The sequence below is a fragment of the Rhodanobacter panaciterrae genome (assembly GCF_014651895.1).
Lineage (GTDB): Bacteria > Pseudomonadota > Gammaproteobacteria > Xanthomonadales > Rhodanobacteraceae > Rhodanobacter > Rhodanobacter panaciterrae.
In genome coordinates, this window is sequence record NZ_BMXT01000001.1 from 2,002,442 (window position 1) to 2,022,835 (window position 20,394).

The 20,394-nt window shown below is 62.0% G+C and carries 33 protein-coding genes; 1 reads left to right on the plus strand and 32 read right to left on the minus strand.

Going from position 1 to position 20,394, the window contains the following annotated elements:
- Positions 1-5: 5 nt before the first annotated feature.
- Entirely contained in the window at positions 6-1,295 is a 1,290-nt protein-coding gene (locus IE071_RS09330) for a cytochrome c (protein ID WP_189440804.1), read from the minus strand.
- Positions 1,292-2,041, minus strand: a complete 750-nt coding sequence (locus IE071_RS09335; protein WP_189440805.1) for a c-type cytochrome — start codon at positions 2,039-2,041, stop codon at positions 1,292-1,294. Before IE071_RS09335 ends, IE071_RS09330 begins: the two co-directional genes overlap by 4 nt.
- A gap of 100 nt (positions 2,042-2,141) precedes the next feature.
- Between IE071_RS09335 and IE071_RS09340 the strand changes: the two genes are divergently transcribed.
- Entirely contained in the window at positions 2,142-3,755 is a 1,614-nt protein-coding gene (locus IE071_RS09340; protein WP_189440806.1) for an amidase, read from the plus strand.
- Positions 3,756-3,815: 60 nt separating this feature from the next.
- Here the strand turns inward: IE071_RS09340 and IE071_RS09345 are convergent, their stop codons facing one another.
- The 30 genes from IE071_RS09345 to IE071_RS16025 all read right to left on the minus strand — a co-directional run.
- The gene (locus IE071_RS09345; protein ID WP_425503437.1) at positions 3,816-5,219 is read right to left on the minus strand and encodes a class II 3-deoxy-7-phosphoheptulonate synthase; all 1,404 of its coding nucleotides are present in this window, start codon (positions 5,217-5,219) and stop codon (positions 3,816-3,818) included.
- Positions 5,216-5,719 carry a disulfide bond formation protein B gene (locus IE071_RS09350; protein WP_189440807.1) on the minus strand — a complete coding sequence of 168 codons (504 nt, stop codon included), beginning with the start codon at positions 5,717-5,719 and terminating at the stop codon, positions 5,216-5,218. The genes IE071_RS09345 and IE071_RS09350 overlap by 4 nt, the downstream gene beginning before the upstream one ends.
- A gap of 186 nt (positions 5,720-5,905) precedes the next feature.
- Positions 5,906-6,289, minus strand: coding sequence for a 50S ribosomal protein L17 (gene rplQ, locus IE071_RS09355; protein ID WP_189440808.1), 384 nt, complete (start codon positions 6,287-6,289; stop codon positions 5,906-5,908).
- A 285-nt stretch (positions 6,290-6,574) separates the two neighbouring features.
- The gene (locus IE071_RS09360) at positions 6,575-7,573 is read right to left on the minus strand and encodes a DNA-directed RNA polymerase subunit alpha (protein WP_056714883.1); all 999 of its coding nucleotides are present in this window, start codon (positions 7,571-7,573) and stop codon (positions 6,575-6,577) included.
- A gap of 15 nt (positions 7,574-7,588) precedes the next feature.
- On the minus strand, positions 7,589-8,215 hold the full coding sequence (gene rpsD / locus IE071_RS09365) for a 30S ribosomal protein S4 (RefSeq protein ID WP_189440809.1): 627 nt from the start codon (positions 8,213-8,215) through the stop codon (positions 7,589-7,591).
- Between the two features lie 11 nt (positions 8,216-8,226).
- Positions 8,227-8,613, minus strand: a complete 387-nt coding sequence (gene rpsK / locus IE071_RS09370; protein ID WP_007513384.1) for a 30S ribosomal protein S11 — start codon at positions 8,611-8,613, stop codon at positions 8,227-8,229.
- 12 nt (positions 8,614-8,625) lie between these two features.
- Complete coding sequence (gene rpsM, locus IE071_RS09375; protein WP_072757722.1) at positions 8,626-8,982, minus strand: 30S ribosomal protein S13; 357 nt, start codon at positions 8,980-8,982, stop codon at positions 8,626-8,628.
- A 125-nt stretch (positions 8,983-9,107) separates the two neighbouring features.
- Complete coding sequence (gene secY / locus IE071_RS09380) at positions 9,108-10,430, minus strand: preprotein translocase subunit SecY (protein ID WP_189440810.1); 1,323 nt, start codon at positions 10,428-10,430, stop codon at positions 9,108-9,110.
- A 4-nt stretch (positions 10,431-10,434) separates the two neighbouring features.
- Entirely contained in the window at positions 10,435-10,866 is a 432-nt protein-coding gene (rplO, locus tag IE071_RS09385) for a 50S ribosomal protein L15 (protein WP_189440811.1), read from the minus strand.
- Between the two features lie 5 nt (positions 10,867-10,871).
- A complete protein-coding gene (gene rpmD, locus IE071_RS09390; RefSeq protein ID WP_068095376.1) occupies positions 10,872-11,072 on the minus strand; it encodes a 50S ribosomal protein L30 in 201 nt (66 codons plus the stop codon).
- Positions 11,065-11,574 carry a 30S ribosomal protein S5 gene (gene rpsE / locus IE071_RS09395; protein ID WP_077442651.1) on the minus strand — a complete coding sequence of 170 codons (510 nt, stop codon included), beginning with the start codon at positions 11,572-11,574 and terminating at the stop codon, positions 11,065-11,067. Before rpsE ends, rpmD begins: the two co-directional genes overlap by 8 nt.
- A 110-nt stretch (positions 11,575-11,684) precedes the next feature.
- Positions 11,685-12,038, minus strand: a complete 354-nt coding sequence (gene rplR, locus IE071_RS09400) for a 50S ribosomal protein L18 (protein WP_072757726.1) — start codon at positions 12,036-12,038, stop codon at positions 11,685-11,687.
- Between the two features lie 91 nt (positions 12,039-12,129).
- Positions 12,130-12,657 carry a 50S ribosomal protein L6 gene (rplF, locus tag IE071_RS09405; protein ID WP_077445194.1) on the minus strand — a complete coding sequence of 176 codons (528 nt, stop codon included), beginning with the start codon at positions 12,655-12,657 and terminating at the stop codon, positions 12,130-12,132.
- A gap of 11 nt (positions 12,658-12,668) precedes the next feature.
- A complete protein-coding gene (gene rpsH / locus IE071_RS09410; RefSeq protein WP_189440812.1) occupies positions 12,669-13,064 on the minus strand; it encodes a 30S ribosomal protein S8 in 396 nt (131 codons plus the stop codon).
- A gap of 221 nt (positions 13,065-13,285) precedes the next feature.
- Positions 13,286-13,591 (minus strand): 30S ribosomal protein S14, encoded by a 306-nt coding sequence (gene rpsN, locus IE071_RS09415; RefSeq protein ID WP_189440813.1) that lies wholly within the window; start codon positions 13,589-13,591, stop codon positions 13,286-13,288.
- A gap of 14 nt (positions 13,592-13,605) precedes the next feature.
- Positions 13,606-14,148: a 50S ribosomal protein L5 gene (gene rplE / locus IE071_RS09420; protein ID WP_189440971.1), complete on the minus strand. Its 543-nt coding sequence runs from the start codon at positions 14,146-14,148 to the stop codon at positions 13,606-13,608.
- A gap of 8 nt (positions 14,149-14,156) precedes the next feature.
- On the minus strand, positions 14,157-14,471 hold the full coding sequence (rplX, locus tag IE071_RS09425; protein ID WP_077516239.1) for a 50S ribosomal protein L24: 315 nt from the start codon (positions 14,469-14,471) through the stop codon (positions 14,157-14,159).
- A 14-nt stretch (positions 14,472-14,485) separates the two neighbouring features.
- Positions 14,486-14,854: a 50S ribosomal protein L14 gene (gene rplN, locus IE071_RS09430; protein WP_007513359.1), complete on the minus strand. Its 369-nt coding sequence runs from the start codon at positions 14,852-14,854 to the stop codon at positions 14,486-14,488.
- A gap of 14 nt (positions 14,855-14,868) precedes the next feature.
- Positions 14,869-15,141 carry a 30S ribosomal protein S17 gene (gene rpsQ, locus IE071_RS09435; RefSeq protein WP_189440814.1) on the minus strand — a complete coding sequence of 91 codons (273 nt, stop codon included), beginning with the start codon at positions 15,139-15,141 and terminating at the stop codon, positions 14,869-14,871.
- A 12-nt stretch (positions 15,142-15,153) separates the two neighbouring features.
- Positions 15,154-15,339, minus strand: a complete 186-nt coding sequence (rpmC, locus tag IE071_RS09440) for a 50S ribosomal protein L29 (protein WP_189440815.1) — start codon at positions 15,337-15,339, stop codon at positions 15,154-15,156.
- Positions 15,339-15,752: a 50S ribosomal protein L16 gene (rplP, locus tag IE071_RS09445; RefSeq protein WP_113723928.1), complete on the minus strand. Its 414-nt coding sequence runs from the start codon at positions 15,750-15,752 to the stop codon at positions 15,339-15,341. The genes rpmC and rplP overlap by 1 nt, the downstream gene beginning before the upstream one ends.
- A gap of 11 nt (positions 15,753-15,763) precedes the next feature.
- Positions 15,764-16,519: a 30S ribosomal protein S3 gene (gene rpsC, locus IE071_RS09450; protein ID WP_189440816.1), complete on the minus strand. Its 756-nt coding sequence runs from the start codon at positions 16,517-16,519 to the stop codon at positions 15,764-15,766.
- 15 nt (positions 16,520-16,534) lie between these two features.
- Positions 16,535-16,870 carry a 50S ribosomal protein L22 gene (gene rplV / locus IE071_RS09455; RefSeq protein WP_072757742.1) on the minus strand — a complete coding sequence of 112 codons (336 nt, stop codon included), beginning with the start codon at positions 16,868-16,870 and terminating at the stop codon, positions 16,535-16,537.
- A complete protein-coding gene (gene rpsS, locus IE071_RS09460; protein WP_007082178.1) occupies positions 16,870-17,142 on the minus strand; it encodes a 30S ribosomal protein S19 in 273 nt (90 codons plus the stop codon). The genes rplV and rpsS overlap by 1 nt, the downstream gene beginning before the upstream one ends.
- Before the next feature lie 12 nt (positions 17,143-17,154).
- Entirely contained in the window at positions 17,155-17,979 is an 825-nt protein-coding gene (rplB, locus tag IE071_RS09465; protein ID WP_189440817.1) for a 50S ribosomal protein L2, read from the minus strand.
- Between the two features lie 17 nt (positions 17,980-17,996).
- Positions 17,997-18,290, minus strand: a complete 294-nt coding sequence (rplW, locus tag IE071_RS09470; protein WP_056386840.1) for a 50S ribosomal protein L23 — start codon at positions 18,288-18,290, stop codon at positions 17,997-17,999.
- A complete protein-coding gene (gene rplD / locus IE071_RS09475) occupies positions 18,287-18,889 on the minus strand; it encodes a 50S ribosomal protein L4 (protein ID WP_189440818.1) in 603 nt (200 codons plus the stop codon). The genes rplW and rplD overlap by 4 nt, the downstream gene beginning before the upstream one ends.
- A gap of 11 nt (positions 18,890-18,900) precedes the next feature.
- Positions 18,901-19,542 carry a 50S ribosomal protein L3 gene (gene rplC, locus IE071_RS09480; RefSeq protein ID WP_077442333.1) on the minus strand — a complete coding sequence of 214 codons (642 nt, stop codon included), beginning with the start codon at positions 19,540-19,542 and terminating at the stop codon, positions 18,901-18,903.
- A gap of 20 nt (positions 19,543-19,562) precedes the next feature.
- Complete coding sequence (rpsJ, locus tag IE071_RS09485; RefSeq protein WP_068095401.1) at positions 19,563-19,874, minus strand: 30S ribosomal protein S10; 312 nt, start codon at positions 19,872-19,874, stop codon at positions 19,563-19,565.
- Positions 19,875-20,328: 454 nt separating this feature from the next.
- Positions 20,329-20,394: EF-Tu C-terminal domain-related protein (locus tag IE071_RS16025; RefSeq protein WP_484593328.1), on the minus strand; the 66-nt coding region annotated here is incomplete at its 5' end.

Here is a 20,394-nt window from a genome sequence, read left to right on the forward strand (position 1 = left end):
ACGTCTCAATCGATCGGCGTATGCCGGTACTTGCTGACATCCTCGGGCCGCACCACCGATGCGTTGTTTGTCCACGAGCGTCGCATGTAGCTGACCACGGCCGACACCTCGCTGTCGCTCAGTTGCTGGGCGAAGGGCGGCATCGAATACGGTCGCGGGTTGGCAGCCGTCACCGGCGCAAAACCTCCCAGCAAAACCATCCGGGTCGCGTTGAGGCCGGTCGGCTCGGTCACCGAGGAGTTGCCGTTGAGCGGCGGATACACACCGGCGATGCCGCTGCCATCCTTGCCGTGACAATCCGCGCAATGCTGCGTGTAGATCTTCTCGCCCTGCTGCACGATCGCCTTGGCATTGAACAGCTGCGGCTCTTCCACCAGCGGCGTGCGGGGCGGCAACGATTGCAGATAGGTGGCGACCGCCTGCAGGTCGTCGTCACTCATGTGCTGGGTGCTGCTCGCGACCACGTCGGCCATCGGACCGAACGCCACGCCCTTGGCCGACTGCCCGGTTTTCAGCAGGTCGACGATGTCCTGTGCGCTCCAGCCCTGCAGGCCGCCGTTCTGCTGCGTGCTCAGGTCCGGCGCGTACCAGTTCTGCATGGGAATCTGGCCACCGGTCAGATGCAGATCGCCGGGCGTGCCGCCGAGCGAATCGCGCGCCGCGTGGCATTCGTTGCAGTGACCCAGGCCCTGCACCAGATAGGCGCCGCGATTCCACTGTGGCGACTGCGCCGGATCGGGCTTGTACTCTCCCTCTCTGAAATACAGTGCACGCCAGGCAGTCAGGCTCTTGCGCACGCTGTACGGAAAATTCAGCGCCAGTGCCGGCGCCGGTTGGTGCACCGGTGGCAGCGATTGCAGGTAGGCAAACATCGCCAGCGCATCGTCATGCGTCACCTTGGTATACGAGGTGTACGAGAACGCCGGATACAGCAGCTCGCCGTGCCGACCCTTGCCGGCATGCAGTGCCTGCCAGAAGTCTTCGAAGCTCCAGTCGCCCAAGCCGGTTTCGCGATCGGGCGTGATGTTCGGCACCGGGATATTGCCGAACGGCGTCGCCAGCGATCGGCCCCCAGCGAAGCGGGCACCACCCTGCGCGGTATGGCAGCCGGCGCAGTCGCCGAGCGTGGCCAGGTATTCGCCGCGGGCGATCAAGGCAGGATCTTGCAAGGTCGCTGCAGTCACCTTGCTCATGGCCGGTGGGGTCGGCCGATGACTACCGCCGAAAAACAGCCAGCCCAGCAGCACGACGATCAGCAGCACGATCAACAGCAACAGTCGAAGCAGCCATTTCATGTGCCGTCTCCCGTGGCGCCCAGCACACCGCACGCCAACGGCGGTGTCACCGAACCGGCCGCCTGCGCATGCGTGTCGGCCGGCGGCTGGCGACTGGCCAGTGCTGCCGCTACCGCCGTGATATCCGAATCACTCAGCCGGTTGGCCACCACCGCCATGCAATCCGGCGCCACCGTGCCGCGGGTATGCGTGCGCCAGGAGCCCAGCTGTGCGCTGAGATAGTCATACGGCAAGCCGACCAGTCCCGGCGTGGACGGCTGCACGCCGGTGAGCTGGCTGCCATGGCAGCTGGCGCAGGCGGGAATCTTGTTCGCCGGATCGCCCTTGCTGACCAACTGTTCGCCACGTTGCAAGGTTGCGGCGGACACCGGCGGCAGCGGCGAGCGGCTGTACGGCACCTGTTGCGCAGCGAAGTATTCGGCGATCTCCTGCATGTACGCAGGGCTCAGCTGGCGCACGGTGTATTCCATCGGCGCGTACTTGCGCAGACCGTTCTGGAAATCCTGCATCTGCCGCGCCAGGTAGGCGGCCGGCTTGCCGGCCAGGCGCGGAAAATAACCACTCCCCGGCGTGCCTTCGCCGTGCACGCCATGGCAGGTGGTGCAGGCGGCGATGCGCTGCTGCAAGGTGTCGGGAATGGGCGGTGCATCGGCGGCATGGCTGGGGGCGCCGAACAGCATGGCGACCACAAGCAGGGCCGCGGCACCGAACGGCTTGGCAAAGCGCAGGCTGGCGTTCGTGTTCATCGTCCGATTATAGGCGTGCGCGACAGCAGCGATCGGTCAAGCATGGCGCTAAGCTGGGACATCGCGACAACATGCCGCATTCGCCGAACCGAGGGTTACCGTGAGCCGTCCAGCCGTCTGTCTTGCTGCACTCGTCACCGCACTGCTTGCGGTCCCGGCCATCGCCGCCGATGCCACGCCCCCTGCCGCCGCTTATGCATCGATCGCACAACTGCAACAGCGCATGGATACCGGCGCGCTCGACAGTCGACAGCTGACAAAGCAATTCCTGCAACGCATCCAGCAGATCGACCGTTCCGGCCCTGCCTTGCGTGCGGTGCTCGAAACGAATCCCGATGCGCTGCAGCTTGCCGGCGCGCTCGACGACGCACGCAAGAACAGCAAGACACACAGTCCGCTGTACGGCATTCCCGTCTTGCTCAAGGACAATATCGACACCGGCGACCGCATGCTCACCACTGCCGGTTCGCTGGCACTGGTCGATGCGCCGGCACCGCATGACGCTGGCCTAGTCGAGCGCTTGCGCAAGGCCGGCGCGCTGATTCTCGGCAAGACCAATCTCAGCGAGTGGGCCAACATCCGTTCCAACCACGCCAGCAGCGGCTGGAGCGGACGCGGTGGACAGACACGCAATCCCTACGCGCTCGACCGCAATCCCTGTGGCTCCAGCGCCGGTTCCGCGGCTGCGGTGGCAGCGGGACTGGTCACGGTGGCGATCGGTAGCGAAACCGATGGCTCGATCATCTGTCCCGCCTCGATGAACGGCATCGTTGGGATCAAGCCCACCCTGGGCCTGGTCAGCCGCAGCGGCATCGTGCCGATCAGCCACAGTCAGGACACTGCCGGCCCGATGGCGCGCAGCGTGGCCGATGCCGCGGCATTGCTCACAGTGATCGCCGGCAGCGATCCGCGTGACCCGGCCACGGCCGAGGCCGACCATCACGCCACCGATTACAGCCGCTTCCTCGATCCGAATGGGCTGAAGGGCAAGCGCATCGGCGTCGTGCGCCAACTCGCCGGCGCCGAGCCGAATGCCGACCGCGTACTCGAGCAGGCGATTGCGCTGATGAAGGCGCAAGGTGCGGTCATCGTCGACCCGGTCAGCCTGCCGCATCTGACCGAGCTCGGTGATCCGGAACTGAGCGTGCTGCTGTACGACTTCAAGCACGACATCAATACGTATCTGGCCACCCGCACGGGTCTGAAGGTAAAGACGCTGGCCGACCTGATCGCCTTCAACCAGGCGCATGCCGCCGAAGAGATGCCCTGGTTCGGCCAGGAGCTGTTCGAGCAGGCCGAGAAGAAAGGCCCGCTCAGCGACAAGGCCTACGTGGATGCGCTGGCGAAGGCAAAACTGCTGTCCGGCCCGCAAGGCATCGACGCCGCGCTAGCGAAGGACCATCTCGACGCACTGCTGGCGCCGTCATGGGGTCCGGCCTTCATGACCGATCCGGTACTCGGCGACCATGTGGTCAGCGGCGACCCCACCGTGGGCGGCGCTTCGCAACCGGCCGCCGTCGCCGGTTATCCGTCGATCACCGTGCCCGCCGGATTTGCGCACGGTCTGCCGGTCGGCATCGTATTGTTCGGTGCGAAGTGGAGCGAGCCGACGCTGATCTCGATCGCTTATGGCTTCGAGCAACACGCCCAGGCATGGCAGCCGCCGCAGTTTCTCGACACGGTGAATGGCCAACCCGCGACGGCTGCGCGCTGAAGAACCAAAGAAAAGGCGGCCGATGGCCGCCTTTTCCACAAACGTTCTGCCGAGACTCGGTCAGCTCTGTCCACCGACCGACTTGCGCACGATCAGCATCGCCAGTTCCAGCGATTGCTCGTAGTTCAGTCGTGGGTCGACCATCGACTTGTAGGCGCGGTCGAGATCCGTTTCGGACAGATCGCGCGCGCCGCCCATGCATTCGGTGACGTCTTCGCCGGTCAGCTCCAGATGCACGCCACCCAGCCGGGTACCGGCCGCCGCGTGGATGTCGAAGGCCTGGTCAAGTTCTCCGCGGATGTTGTCGAAGCGGCGGGTCTTGTAGCCGTTCGAGGTGCTCTCGGTATTGCCGTGCATCGGATCGGCTACCCACAACACGCGACGCCCTTCGCGCTTCACCGCTTCCAGCAGCGTTGGCAACGCGGCGGCGATCTTCGCATTGCCCATGCGATGGATCAGGGTCAACCGACCCGGCTCGTCGTCCGGGTTCAGCGCATCGATCAGCGGCAACAGCTGCGCCGGCGTCACCGAAGGACCGACCTTCACCGCGATTGGATTGCGGATGCCGCGGAAATATTCCACATGCGCGCCGTCCAGCGCGGCGGTGCGCATGCCGATCCACGGGAAATGGGTGGAGAGATTGAAGAAGCCCGGATGGCGCGGCACCTGTCGAGTTAGCGCCTGCTCGTAGTGCAGCAGCAGCGCCTCGTGCGAGGTGAAGAAATCCACCTTGGAGAATCCGGCAATCGGACCGGCCAGCGTTTCCATGAAGCGCAGCGAGTCGCCGATGCCGGCAACCATCTGCCGGTATTCGGCGGCCATCGGCGAATGCTCGACCCAGGCCAAGTCCCAGTATTCCGGATGATGCAGATCGGCGAAGCCGCCGTCGATCAGCGCACGCACGAAGTTCATGGTCAGTGCCGAATGTGCATGCGCCTGGATCAGCCGCTGCGGATCGGGGCGACGCGCCTCCACCGTAAATGCCGGACCGTTGACCACGTCACCGCGAAAGCTCGGCAGCGTCACACCGTCGCGTGTCTCCGTATCGGTCGAGCGTGGCTTGGCGTACTGGCCAGCAAAACGCCCCACGCGCAATACCGGCTTCTTCATCCCGTGCACCAGCACCAGACTCATCTGCAGCAGCACTTTCAGCCGGTTGGAAATGATCGGGCTGGTGCAGTCGGCGAAGCTTTCCGCACAATCACCACCCTGCAGCAGGAAGCGCCGGCCCTCCTGTGCCTCGGCCAGCGACTGCTTCAGCGCCAGCACTTCCCACGACGTCACCAGCGGTGGCAGTTTGGCCAACTGGGCACCGGCCGTCGCCAGCTCGACCGCATCGTCATACTGCGGCTGCTGCAACGCCTCGCGCTGCTGCCATGAATCGGGAGCCCAGTGACTGGGAACGGAAGCGTTGGGCAAACCGGCATTCATCGATACGGCCTTGATCACGGTTGGAGCATTCATTTCAGGAAAGTTCGGCGGCGCGCGGCCACGATCGCCAGCGCGGCCAGTGCAATGAACCACAGCAGGGTCCAGGCCGGCATCGGCAGACCCAGAATCGGTTCAACCTTGGCGCACTCGCCGGAGCCGGTGAACACCTTCTGGAACATGGCCGCCAGCGGGAAGTTGTCGAACAGATATCCGATTCCCGGTCCGCACGACGGGACCTGGTCAGCCGGCAGCGACTGCAGCCACAGATGCCGGCCGGCCACGGCGATACCGAAGAGCGACCCGATCAGCGCGCCACCGGCATACACCCAGCGAGCGCCACCACGCGGCGCATGCAAGGCGCCCAGCAGGAAAAAGAGTGCCATCACGATGAACGCCACGCGCTGGAAGACGCACAGCGGGCAAGGAAACAGGCCCCAGTAAAATTCGGTGTACAGCGCAAAGCCCAGCAGGCTCGCACAAATCAGGAAGCCGACGAAAAAACTGACACGGTACGACCAGCGGAATGGATTCATGGCGAATTGTTGCGTTGCGGAACAACGACCTTACCTGTTCGTCGGCGCGCTGTCAGCAGGGCTGCGACATTCCGTGAAAATTTCCCCCTGCCCGCGCGTACAAAACAAAAAACCCGGCAGGTTGCCCTGCCGGGTTTCTGTATATGGACGTCTGAACGCCTGTTCGATCGGATTGAACCGGCGAACTTACTCGGCGTCGACAGCCTCGACCTGCGGGCGACCGACCAGCTCGACATACGCCATCGGCGCATTGTCGCCGGGACGGAAGCCGCACTTGAGGATACGCAGGTAGCCGCCGGGACGCTCGTTGTAACGCGGCCCCAGCTCGACGAACAACTTGCCGACCGCTTCCTTGTCGCGCAGGCGCGAGAAGGCAAGGCGGCGATTGGCCACGCCGTCGGTCTTGGCGAGCGTGATCAGCGGCTCGGCCACGCGGCGCAGTTCCTTCGCCTTGGGCAGGGTGGTACGGATCAGCTCATGCTTGATCAGCGAGGACGCCATGTTCTTGAACATGGCTTCGCGGTGCGAGCTGGTGCGATTGAGTTTGCGTCCGGATTTTTGATGGCGCATGGCAGAGTCTCTGATGTCTGTTGTTATGAAAAACCGGCGCTTGTGTCCGGCTTCCCGCGGTTACCCGCTATGAGGAGCCTCTTAGAACAGGCTCTTATTAGAAGTGTGGCCACGGATGACCACCTTTGGCGGTTGGCAAAGCGGGCAAACCCATACTTGCCAAACCGAAATGCCGCAGCGATCAAGCGGATCGCAAAAAAGATCGCGGCCACGAATGGCCGCTTCTGGCGTCTGGCGAGAGAGCTAGGCCCAAACTCGCCAGTCCGCCGGTACTACAAGAAACTATCAGCCCAGCTGCATACCGTGGGACAAGCCCGGCGGCGGCCAGTTCTCAAGCTTCATGCCGAGTGCGAGACCACGCCCGCCCAGCACATCCTTGATCTCGGTCAGCGACTTTTTGCCCAGGTTCGGCGTCTTCAGCAGCTCGACTTCGGTCTTCTGTACCAGATCGCCGATGTAGTAGATGCTCTCGGCCTTCAGGCAGTTCGCCGAACGCACGGTGAGCTCGAGATCGTCGATCGGACGCAGCAGCAGCGGATCGAAACCGCTCTTCTCGGCCTTGTCGGTAGCGCTCTCGCGACGCGAGAAGTCACCGAACACGGACAGCTGGTCGTTGATGATCTCGGCGGCCTTGCGGACCGCGTCTTCCGCACCGATCGTGCCGTTCGTCTCGATGTCCAGCACGAGCTTGTCGAGGTTGGTGCGCTGCTCGACACGAGCGGCGTCCACTTCGTAAGCCACGCGCAGCACCGGCGCGAACGACGCGTCCAGCTGCAGGCGACCGATCGGACGTGCCTCGTCATCCGGATGCTGACGCGTGCTGGCCGGCTGATAGCCGACGCCGCGACGCACCTTCAGACGCATGTTGAGCGCGATGTCCTTGGTCAGGTGGCAGATCACGTGCTCGGGGTTGATGATTTCCACCGAATGGTCGACGACGATGTCGCCGGCCGTGACCACGCCCTTGCCCTTCTTGGACAAGGTCAGGGTGACTTCATCACCCGTGTGCTGACGGATCGCCACGTCCTTGAGGTTGAGCAGGACTTCAATGACGTCCTCCTGCAGACCTTCCAGGGTGGTGTATTCGTGCAGCACGCCATCGATTTCAACCTCGACGATGGCACTGCCAGGGATCGAGGAGAGCAGTACGCGACGCAGCGCGTTGCCCAGGGTGTGGCCGAAGCCACGCTCGAGCGGCTCGACCACCACCTTGGCGCGGTTGGCTCCGAGCTGTTCGACGCTGAGGCCTCGGGGCCGCAGCACACTAGTTGACGAAACTGCCATGCAGAACTCCGGTGATTACTTCGAGTAAAGCTCGACGATCAATGCTTCATTGATGTCGGACGGCAGATCACCGCGATCCGGCACCGACTTGAACGTGCCTTCAAATTTCTTGGCGTCGACTTCGACCCAGATCGGACGCAGATCCATGGTGTCGAAAATGGTCGCCGCTTCCTGCACGCGCAGCTGGGCGCGCGCCTTTTCGGTCAACGCAATCGCGTCGCCGGCACGGACCTGGTACGAAGGAATGTTCACCTTCTTGCCGTTCACCAGGATCGCCTTGTGGGCAACCAGCTGGCGAGCCTGGGCGCGGGTAACCGCGAAGCCCATGCGATAGACGACGTTGTCCAGACGGCTTTCGAGCAGGCGCAACAGGTTTTCACCGGTGTTGCCCTTCGAGGTCGCCGCCTTGGCGTAGTAGTTGCTGAACTGACGCTCAAGCACACCATAGATGCGCTTGACCTTCTGCTTCTCACGCAGCTGGACGGCATAGTCGGACATGCGCATGCGCTTGTTCGCGCCATGCTGGCCGGGCTTGTTTTCCAGTTTGCACTTGGAGTCCAGCGCGCGCGCCGGGCTCTTCAGGCTGAGATCTGCACCCTCACGACGGGCGAGTTTGCAGGTAGCTCCACGATAACGGGCCATGGGTATGCTCCTTAGACTCGACGCTTCTTGGGGGGACGGCAGCCGTTATGCGGAATCGGCGTGACGTCGATGATGTTGAGCACCTTGTAGCCCAACGCGTTCAGTGAACGCACTGCCGACTCGCGACCCGGGCCTGGGCCCTTGATGCGCACTTCGACAGTCTTTACGCCGTAGTCGCCTGCAGCACGGCCAGCCTTTTCGGCGGCAACCTGCGCAGCGAACGGGGTCGACTTGCGCGAGCCACGGAAACCGGCGCCGCCGGCAGTAGCCCACGACAAGGCATTGCCCTGGCGATCGGTGATGGTGACGATGGTGTTGTTGAAGGAGGCCTGCACGTGTGCCACGGCATCCGTGACAACGCGCTTGATCTTCTTCTTGGTCTTGACCGGCTTAGCCATATTCGGAATCCGTTACTTCTTGATCGCGCGACGGGGACCCTTGCGGGTACGTGCGTTGGTACGCGTGCGCTGGCCGCGCACCGGCAGGCCGCGACGGTGGCGCAAGCCACGGTAGCAACCCAGATCCATCAGACGCTTGATGGCCATACCCACCTCGCGGCGCAGATCGCCTTCGACAATGTACTTGCCGATCTCGTGGCGGATTTTCTCCACCTCGCCTTCACTGAGGGACTTGATCTGGGTGGTGGGAACCACACCAGCATCCACGCAGACTTTCTTGGCCCGGCTGCGGCCGATACCGTAAATGCTCTGCAGACCAACCCAGACATGCTTCTGGACCGGCAAATTGACACCCGCGATGCGCGCCATGATGTACTTTCTCCGATGCTTTCGTGCGCGGTAAACGCGCAATTTTAACCTGAATTACACTGACTGGAAAGCCCTGCGACACCGTGGTGCCGCCACTCCCCGACTTTGACCATCCGTTTGCAGCCTTAGCTGCGGCGCAGATTGGCCTTCTTGAGCAGACTTTCGTACTGGTGACTGACCAAGTGCGCCTGCACCTGAGCCGTGAAATCCATCACCACCACCACCACGATCAGCAGCGACGTGCCACCGAAATAAAACGGTACATGCCAAGACTGCTGCATGAACGACGGCACCAGACACACCAGTACCAGATACAACGCACCGACACCGGTCAGACGAGTCATCACCGCATCAATGTAACTGGCCGTGGCCCGCCCCGGACGAATCCCCGGAATCAGCGCACCCGACCGCTTGAGGTTGTCGGCGGTCTCGTCGGCGTTGAACACGATCGCCGTGTAGAAGAACGCAAAACCGATCACCAACACCGAAAACACAATTTCGTACAGCGGATTGCCCGGGCTCAGCGACTGGGTCAGATCCTGCAACCAGCGCGACTGCTGACCGGTACTGAACCAGCTGATCGCGGTGGCCGGAAACATCAACAGACTTGAAGCGAAGATCGGCGGAATCACACCCGCCATGTTGATCTTCAGCGGCAAGTTCGAACTCTGGTTCATGTAGGCCTTCTGCCCACCGGACCGTCGTGCGTAGTTCACCGTGATGCGCCGCTGGGCGCGCTCCATGAACACCACGAAGGCAGTTACGGTCAGCGTCAGACCAACCACCATCAACAGCTTGAGCAACGTCAGCTCACCGTTGTTGGCCATACCCAAGGTATTGACCACCGCTCCCGGCAGACCCGCCACGATACCGGCGAAGATCAGCAGCGAAATGCCGTTGCCGATACCGCGCTCCGTCATCTGTTCGCCCAGCCACATCAGGAACATCGTGCCGGCGGTAAGCCCGACCACGGATGACATGATGAAACCGAAACCTGGCGTGTAGACCACCGGTGCGCCACCCGCGGCAACCTGATTCTGCAACGCCACCGCAATACCGAACGACTGGAACGCTGCCAAGGCCACCGTGGCATAGCGCGTATACATCGTCATCTTGCGCTTGCCGGCCTCACCTTCCTTGCGCAGTGCCTGCATGCTCGGTATCACCGAGCCCATCATCTGGAACACGATCGACGCCGAGATGTACGGGATCACGCCAAGCGCGAACACCGAAAACCGCGCCAGTGCGCCACCCGAGAACATGTTGAACATGTCCATCAGGCCGTTGCCGTTGACCAGACTGGTCATCGCCTCCGGATTGACGCCAGGTACCGGAATGAACGAACCAAGCCGGAACACCACCAGCGCACCGATCACGAAGAAGATGCGCTGACGAAGCTCCGTCAGCTTGCCGAGTTTGCCGAGTGCATTGCCCTTGGCTGCTGCCACCTGATTACTCCACGCTGCCGCCGGCCGCCTCGATGGCTGCCTTGGCGCCGGCGGTAGCCAGCAAACCCGACAACTTCACCGCGCGACCGATTTCACCCTTCAGAACCACCTTGACCTTCTTCGCGCGGCTGTTGATCAGGCCAGCCTGATGCAGCACGACGACGTCGATCACGTCAGCCTTGAGGTTGGCCAGCTGATACAGGAACACTTCCTGGCTCGCTGCCTTCGTCTTCGAGCGGAAGCCGACCTTCGGCAACCGGCGCTGCAGCGGCATCTGGCCGCCCTCGAAACCGTACTTGTGGGTACCACCGGCACGGGCGTGCTGACCCTTGTGTCCGCGACCAGCGGTCTTGCCCATGCCCGAACCGATGCCGCGACCGACGCGCAGACGCGTCTTGTGCGAGCCGGCGGCCGGCTGAATGTCATTCAAACGCATGATGCTTACTCCTCGACCCGGACCAGGTAATAGACCGTGTTGATCAGGCCACGCACCTGCGGGCTGTCCTTCAGTTCACGGACGTCGTTGATCTTGCCCAGACCCAGCGCCTTGACGCTGAGACGGTGACGCGCCTGCACGCCGCGCAGGCCCTTGACCAGGCGCACGCGCACGGTCTTGTCGGCGGTTTGTTGAGACTTAGCCATTGCCGAGCACCTCATCCAGGGTCTTGCCACGCTTGGCGGCGATCTTCTTGGGCGAGGCAACAGCCTGCAGACCCTTGATGGTGGCGCGCACCAGGTTGATCGGGTTGCGCGAACCGACGGCCTTGGCCAGCACGTTCTTGACGCCAACCACTTCCAGCACGGCACGCATGGCACCACCGGCGATCACGCCAGTACCTTCCGAAGCGGGCTGCATGTAGACGCGGGCCGCACCGTGGTTGGCCTTGATGGCGTACCACAGGGTGCCGTTGTTCAGTTCGATGTTCACCATCTGGCGGCGGGCACGCTCCATCGCCTTGGAGATGGCAACTGGCACTTCACGCGCCTTGCCATAGCCGAAGCCGACCTTGCCCTCGCCATCACCGACCACGGTCAGTGCGGTGAAGCTCATCTGGCGGCCACCCTTGACGGTCTTGGCCACGCGGTTGACGGCGATAAGCTTCTCGAGCAAGCCGTCCGAATTTTCGCGATCGTTAGAAGACATGTTCTTTTCCATGTGCCCGGCTAGGCCAGGACTTTACTTGCGGCTGAGCCGCTTGGAGTTGTAGTTGGTGCAGCGGGAATCAGGACAAGCCCGATTCCCAGGTAGTGCTTTTAGAACTTGAGGCCCGCTTCGCGCGCCGCATCGGCCAGCGCCTTAATGCGACCATGGAAGCGGAAGCCGGAGCGATCAAACGCCACCGACTCGATACCCGCCGCCATCGCACGCTCGGCAACTGCCTTGCCCACGGCCGCGGCTGCAGTCAGGTTCTTGGTGCCCTTGAGGCCTTCAGCAACCGACTTCTGCACGGTGGAGGCGGCAGCCACCACGTTCACGCCGGAAGCGTCGAACACCTGTGCGTAGATGTGCTGACCGGTGCGGTGCACCGACAAGCGGGCGACAGCCAGCTTGCGGATATGACAACGCGTGGACTTGGCGCGACGCAGGCGATTTTCGTTCTTGTTCATCGTTAATTCCTCGAAAGCGGATCGGCTTGTATCAGGGGACTCTTTAGAAGGGCTCGACCACGAATGATCGGACTTTCAGGAGGGACCCGCTTTACGCCTTCTTGGCTTCCTTCAGGGTGATCTTCTCACCGGCATAACGCACACCCTTGCCCTTGTAGGGCTCCGGCGGACGGAAGCCGCGAATCTTGGCTGCCACCTGACCCACAACCTGCTTGTCGGTGCCCTTGATCAGGACCTCGGTCTGCGTCGGGGTTTCGATGCTGATGCCTTCCGGCGCCTCGAACACCACCGGGTGCGAGAAGCCCAGGCTCAGGTTCAGCGACTTGCCCTGCATGGCGACGCGGTAACCCACGCCGACCAGCTCAAGCTTGCGCTCGTAACCTGTGGAAACACCGGTGACCATGTTGGCCAGCAGCGCGCGAGCGGTACCGCCGAACTTGTCGTCGGTGCCTTCGGCGAGGCTGATGGTGGCAACACCATTGTCCACGGCGACAGTGACGCCCGGCAGGTGATGCACGGACAAGGTGCCCTTCGGGCCCTTCACGGAGATCGCGTCGGCAGCGACGGTCAGCTCCACGCCCTTCGGCAGGGAAATCGGTTTCTTGGCTACACGTGACATTGAATGACTCCTTATGCCACTTGGCCGATGACTTCGCCGCCCAGACCCTTGGCACGGGCCTGCGCATCGGTCAACAGACCAGCGGAAGTCGAGATGATCGAGATACCCAGGCCGCCGAGGACCTTCGGCAGTTCGTCCTTGCCGCGGTAAACACGCAGGCCGGAACGGCTGACACGGGAGATGGTCTCGATGGCCGGCTGGCCTTCGAAATACTTGAGCTTGAGCTCGAGCACCGGCTTGCCTTCCTCGGCGGAAGTCTTGGCGTCGAGAATGTAGCCCTCGTTCTTGAGAAGGTTGGCGATCGCCACCTTCAATTTCGACGACGGCATACGAACAGTCGGCTTGCCCATGGCCTGGGCATTGCGGACGCGCGTAAACAGATCGGCGATGGGATCAGTCATGCTCATGAAAACATCCTTCAGAGTGCACCGATATCCGATAAAACCGGAAATCAATCAGATTGTGAGCCGACATAAAGTCGGCCTGCTTTGCGCAGACCGCCGACAATATCAGCATTTCCAGATTTTAGCGAATCTCGATGCGGTAGTCGCATCAACGGCGGCACAAACATGCCGCCGGGTGAACCAGTCGCGAAGCCTCGACCTCGCGAACCAGTCCGTGTTGGGTATTACCAGCTGGCCTTGCGCAGACCCGGCACGTCGCCGCGCATGGTCGCTTCACGCAGCTTGTTGCGGCCGAGGCCGAACTTGGCGTAAACGGCACGCGGACGGCCGGTCAGGGCGCAGCGGGTGCGCTGACGCGACGGGCTGGCGTCGCGCGGCAGCTTCTGCAGCTTGGTCTGGGCGGCCATCTTCTCCTCGTAGGAGGCGGTGGGGCTCAGCACGATCGCCTTCAGTTCAGCGCGCTTGGCGGCGAACTTCTGGACGAGTTTGGTCCGCTTGATATCGCGGTTCACCATTGATGTCTTGGCCATGGATTACGCGCCTATCAGTTGCGGAACGGGAAGCTGAACGCTGCCAGCAGGGCTTTCGCTTCTTCGTCGGTCTTCGCGGTGGTGGTGATGGAAATATCCATGCCACGCAGCGCATCAACCTGATCGAAGTCGATTTCAGGGAAAATGATCTGTTCCTTGATACCGAAGTTGTAGTTGCCACGGCCGTCAAACGCCTTCGCCGAAACACCGCGGAAGTCGCGCACGCGCGGCAGCGAGATGTTGATCAGGCGATCCATGAACTCCCACATCTGGGCACGGCGCAGGGTGACCTTGCAGCCGATCGGCCAGCCGTCGCGGATCTTGAACGAGGCGACGGAAACGCGCGCCTTGGTCGTGATCGGCTTCTGGCCCGCGATCTTGGCCATGTCGGCCACGGCGTTCTCGAGCACTTTCTTGTTGCCCGCCGCTTCGCCCACGCCCATGTTCAGCGTGATCTTGGTGATGCGGGGAACCTGCATCACGTTCTGGTAGCCGAATTGCTCAGTGAGCTTGGCAACTACCTGCTCTTTATAAAAATTTTCAAGGCGCGTCATGATCGTGTTCCTTACGCGTCCACGACCTCGCCAGTCGAACGGAACACGCGGACCTTGCGCCCATCTTCGAGCGTTTTGGTGCCGACGCGTTCACCCTTGTTCGTGGCGGGGTTGAACAGCTGCACATTGGAGAGATGGATCGAGGCTTCACGCTCGACGATACCGCCAGCCTGGTTGGCCTGCGGGTTCGGCTTGGTGTGACGCTTGATCAGATTCACGTTGGAGACGAACACACGGTCGTCTGCAACACGCAGCACATCGCCGCGCTGACCCTTGTTTTTGCCGGTGATCACGAGGACCTGATCACCCTTACGGATACGGTTCATTTTGTGATCTCCGCTCAGAGCACTTCGGGCGCGAGGGAGACGATCTTCATGAACTTCTCGCTGCGCAGCTCGCGGGTAACCGGTCCGAAAATACGGGTGCCGATCGGCTCGAGCTTGTTGTTGAGGAGCACCGCTGCATTGCCGTCGAAACGGATCAGCGAGCCATCGGGACGGCGCACACCCTTGGCGGTACGAACCACCACGGCGTTGTACACCTCACCCTTCTTTACCTTGCCGCGGGGAATCGCATCCTTCACGGTGACCTTGATGACGTCACCGATCGCGGCGTAACGGCGCTTGGAGCCGCCGAGCACCTTGATGCACATCAGTTCCTTCGCGCCGCTGTTGTCCGCTGCGGAAAGCGTGCTTTGCATCTGGATCATGGCTGCACCCTCCCTTAGACGTTGGCGCGCGTGATGATTTCAACCACGCGGTGATGTTTGGTCTTGGACAACGGACGGCACTCGGCGATACGCACGAGGTCACCCTCGTTCGCGCCCAGGTCGTCCTGCGCATGCAGCTTGGTCGAACGGCGGATGATCTTGCCGAGCAGCCAATGCTGAACCTGACGCTCGACCAGTACGGTGACCGTCTTGTCCATCTTGTTGCTGGTGACGCGACCCTCGAGGGTACGCGTCTGCTTCTCTACTTGAATCTGGTTATCGCTCATGTCGGCCGTCCCTTACTTCTTGCCGCCGAGCACGAACTTCGTGCGGGCGATGTCACGCCGAACGCGGCGAAGCTGGTGCGGCTGAGTGAGCTGGCCGGAGCCTTTCTGCATGCGCAGGTTGAACTGCTCCTTGCGCAGATCCAGCAGATGCTGGTTCAGCTCTTCGGCCGACTGGTTATTGATATCTTTGCTGGCCATCACATCACCGCCCTGGTCACGAACTGGGTCTGCACCGACAGCTTCGCTGCCGCCAGACGGAACGCCTCACGTGCCGTGACCTCATCGAGGCCCTCGATCTCGTAAAGCATGCGGCCGGGCTGGATCTGGGCAACCCAGAACTCAACACTGCCCTTGCCGGCACCCATGCGGACTTCGATCGGCTTCTTGGTGATCGGCTTGTCCGGGAACACGCGGATCCACAACTTGCCACCGCGCTTGACGTAACGGGTGATGCAGCGACGAGCGGCTTCGATCTGACGCGCGGTGAGCGCACCATGCGTGATCGCCTTCAGTCCGTACTCGCCAAAGCTGACGAGGTTGGAGCACTGGGCCAAGCCGTCGTTACGGCCTTTGAACTGCTTGCGGTATTTGGTTCGTTTCGGTTGCAACATGGCAACTCTCCTTACTTCGCAGACCGCTCGCGGCGGCCGTCACCGGCCTCGCGACGCGAATCATTACGACGACCTTCGCCACCTTCGCGGCGCGGCTGCGACGACGGCTCGTCCTTCGACTCCTGGGATGCTGCTGCCAGATCGAAGACCTCACCCTTGTAGATCCACACCTTGATTCCGATGATGCCGTAGGTGGTGTTCGCTTCGGCGGTACCGTAGTCGATGTCGGCGCGCAGCGTATGCAGCGGCACGCGACCCTCACGGCTCCACTCGGAGCGGGCGATCTCGGCACCGTTCAGACGACCGGACACGTTGATCTTGATACCCAGTGCACCCAGGCGCATCGCATTGCCGACCGAACGCTTCATCGCGCGACGGAACATGATGCGGCGCTCGAGCTGCTGCGCGATCGACTCGGCCACCAGCTGTGCATCCAGCTCGGGCTTGCGCACTTCATTGACGTTGATGTGCGTCGGAACGCCCATCATGTCGCTGACTTCCTTGCGCAGCTTCTCGATATCCTCGCCCTTCTTGCCGATCACCACGCCCGGACGGGCGGTGTGGATCGTCACGCGTGCGGTCTTGGCCGGACGCTCGATCTGGATCTTCGAGATGCCGGCGGCAGCCAGCTTCTTCTTCAGCATGTCGCGGACTTTGATGTCGGCCACGAGATACTTGGCGTAATCGCGCTTGTTGGCGAACCACTTCGAGTTCCAGTCCTTGGCAATGCCGAGGCGGATACCGGTGGGATGAACTTTATGACCCATCGTCTATATCCTCGGTCAGTTACCAACAACCACAGTGATGTGGCTGGTGCGCTTGAGAATGCGCGAACCGCGGCCTTTGGCGCGGGCGTGCATGCGTTTCATCGCCGGACCTTCGTCAACGAAGATGCTGGCCACTTTCAGCTCGTCGACGTCGGCGCCGAGATTGTTCTCGGCGTTGGCGACGGCCGACAGCAGCACCTTGCGGACAAGGAGCGCGGCTTTCTTGTTGGTAAAGGTGAGCACGTCGCTGGCCCGGCCGACGGGAAGCCCGCGGACGAGGTCAGCCACCAGGCGTGCCTTTTGCGCCGAAATGCGGGCGCCACGCAGGATCGCTTTGGCTTCAGTGCTCATCACTTACCCTTCTTGTCGCCGACATGGCCCTTGAACGTACGGGTCACCGCGAACTCGCCGAGCTTGTGCCCGACCATGTTCTCGTTGATCAGTACGGGTACGTGCTGACGGCCGTTGTGAATAGCGATGGTCAAGCCAACCATTTCCGGCAGGATCATCGAGCGGCGCGACCAGGTCTTGATCGGGCGCTTGTTGTTGGCGGAAACCGCAGCTTCCACCTTCTTTACGAGGTGAAGGTCGACGAACGGACCTTTCTTCAGAGAGCGAGGCATGTCGGTTTCCTGTTACTTCGTACGACGACGCACGATGAACTGCTGCGTGCGCTTGTTGTTACGGGTCTTGTAGCCCTTGGCCGGCGTGCCCCACGGGCTGACCGGATGACGACCACCTGAAGTCTTGCCTTCACCACCACCGTGCGGATGGTCGACCGGGTTCATCACCACACCGCGAACGGTCGGGCGAATACCCAGCCAGCGCTTCGCGCCAGCCTTGCCGAGCTTCTTCAGGCTGTGCTCGCCGTTGCCGACTTCACCGATGGTGGCGCGGCAATCGACCGAGACACGACGCATTTCGCCGGAGCGCAGACGCAGCGTGGCGTAACCGGATTCGCGTGCCACCAGCTGCACCGAAGCACCGGCGCTGCGGGCGATCTGCGCGCCCTTGCCCGGACGCAGCTCGATGCAATGGATCGTGCTGCCCATCGGAATGTTGCGCAGCTGCAGGCAGTTGCCAGCCTTGATCGGCGCATCACGACCGGACACCAGGCGATCGTCCACCGCCACGCCCTTCGGCGCGATGATGTAACGACGCTCGCCGTCGGCGTAGCACAGCAACGCGATGTGCGCGGTGCGGTTCGGATCGTATTCGATGCGCTCGACGCGGGCGGCAATGCCTTCCTTGTCGCGCTTGAAATCGATGATGCGGTAATGCTGCTTGTGACCGCCGCCGCGATGACGCACGGTGATGCGGCCATGATGATTGCGACCACCGGTGCGGGACTGCGACTCGGTCAACGCCGCGTACGGCGCGCCCTTGTACAGACCTTCCGTCTTGACGCTGACTGCGTCACGACGACCCGGCGAGGTCGGCTTGTGGTTGATTAGTGCCATCTCACAGAACTCCTGGCTCAGGCCTTGGCGGAAACGTCGATGGTCTGGCCATCGGCAAGACGCACGTAGGCCTTACGCTTGCCCTGGCGGCTGCCAGCGCGTTGACGGAAGGCTTTGACCTTGCCCTTGGTGTTGACGAGGTTGACCTGCTCGACTTTCACGTCGAACAGCTTCTCCACGGCAGCGCGGACATCGGCCTTGGTCGCTGCGGGAGCGACCACGAATACATACTGGTTGTGCTCGGCCAGACGCGCCGACTTCTCGGAGATGTGCGGCGCGCGCAGCGTATCGAGAATGCGTTCGTTGTTCATGCCAGCCACTCCTCGATCTTCTTCACCGCGTCAACCGTGACCACCACATGGTCGGAACCAACCAGGCTGACCGGGTTCAGGCCCATCACATCCAGTACGTGGATATAGGGAATGTTGCGTGCGGCCAGGAACACGGACTCGTTGGCGTCTTCCGACACCAGCAGCACGCGACCGGACACTTCCAGCTCGGCCAGCTTGGCAACCATCGCGGAGGTCTTCGGCGTTTCGACGCCAAAGCTCTCGACGACCTTCAGACGACCCTGACGAACCAGCTCGGAAAAGATCGAGCGGATCGCGACACGGTAGGCCTTGCGGTTGACCTTCTGCTCGTAGCTGCGCGGCTTCGCCGCGAAGGTGCGACCACCGCCGACAAAGATCGGTGCACGGTAATCACCGTGACGGGCGCCGCCGCCCTTCTGCTTCTTGAATTTCTTGGTGGTACCGGACATCTCGCCGCGCGACAGCTGCGACTGGGTGCCGGCACGGCCGCCCGCCTGATAGGCGATGACGACTTGGTGAACCAGGGCCTTCTTGTACTCACCGCCGAACACTTCGTCCGACACGCTGAGCGACTTGGCGCCAATAACATTGAGTTCCATGGCGTCTCTCCTCAGCTCTTCGTCGTCGGGCGGATGATGACGTCGCCACCGGTTGCACCCGGTACCGCACCCTTCACCGCGATCAGATGACGCTCGGCGTCGACCTTGACCACTTCCAGACCCTGCTGCGTGCGGTTGACCGCACCCATGTGGCCGGACATCTTCTTGCCCGGAAACACGCGACCCGGGGTCTGGCGCTGACCGATGGAACCCGGCGCGCGATGCGACAGCGAGTTACCGTGGGTAGCGTCACCCATCTTGAAGTTCCAGCGCTTGATCGTGCCCTGGAAGCCCTTGCCTTTCGACACGCCGGCAACGTCGACGATCTGGCCGACGGTGAACACGTCGTCTGCCTTGATCTCGCTGCCCACGGTGTACTTGCCGAGATCGTCGGCAGACACGCGGAATTCCCACAAGCCACGACCCGGCTCAACCTTGGCCTTCGCGTAGTGACCTTTCAGCGGCTGCGTCAGCAGGTTCGCGCGCTTGCTGCCCGCGGAAACCTGGACGGCGCTGTAGCCATCGTTATCGTCCGTCTTCAACTGGGTCACGCGGTTCGGCGTCGCTTCAATCAGCGTCACCGGAATCGAGCGGCCATCTTCAGTGAAGAGTCGGCTCATGCCGCATTTGCGGCCAACCAATCCGATACTCATCTTCGTATCCTGTCTGTCGCTCAACCGAGCTTGATCTGAACATCGACGCCAGCGGCGAGATCAAGCTTCATGAGCGCGTCCACGGTTTTGTCGTTCGGGTCGATGATGTCGAGCACACGCTTGTGCGTACGGGTCTCGTACTGGTCGCGTGCATCCTTGTCGACGTGCGGCGACGTCAGGATGGTGTAACGCTCGATTTTCGTCGGGAGTGGAATCGGGCCGAGTACCGTTGCGCCAGTGCGCTTGGCCGTCTCGACGATCTCACTGGCTGAGCGGTCGATCAGACGATGATCGTACGCTTTCAGCCGAATCCGAATCTTCTGGTTCGCCATAACCGTGTCCTGTTGTCGAAAGAACGTAATGTGAAACGAAACGGCTTCTCACCGCCTCGCACAACCCTTTAACACCACATCGGTGGCTGCGTACAAATCGCACAGCCCCAATTCGAAAAGACCAAGCGAGCGCTAGGCGGCTCGCTTGGACGAAATTGCGTATCACGCAAAAAAACGTAATCAGCAGGGCTGCGCCCCGTGATCACATTGCATTGCGAGGGCCATCCCGGCCTGCGAACTCGAAGCACATCCTGCGCCTCATTTCGCGGTAGATCGACCGAAGTCAAGCCTCAGTCGGTAAGCAAGCTGCCAAGTATACCTGCAAAATCTGGCTTAGTGAAGTAGCACGATGAAAAACATCGTGAGGGACCTCATCTGCCCCGGCGTTATCCGACCAACGGGCCGGATCAACGACGGAAGTTATCCCGGCAGCGAGCTGCCGGGATAACAGAACTTACTTGATGACCTTGGCCACCACGCCGGCGCCGACGGTACGGCCGCCTTCGCGAATGGCGAAGCG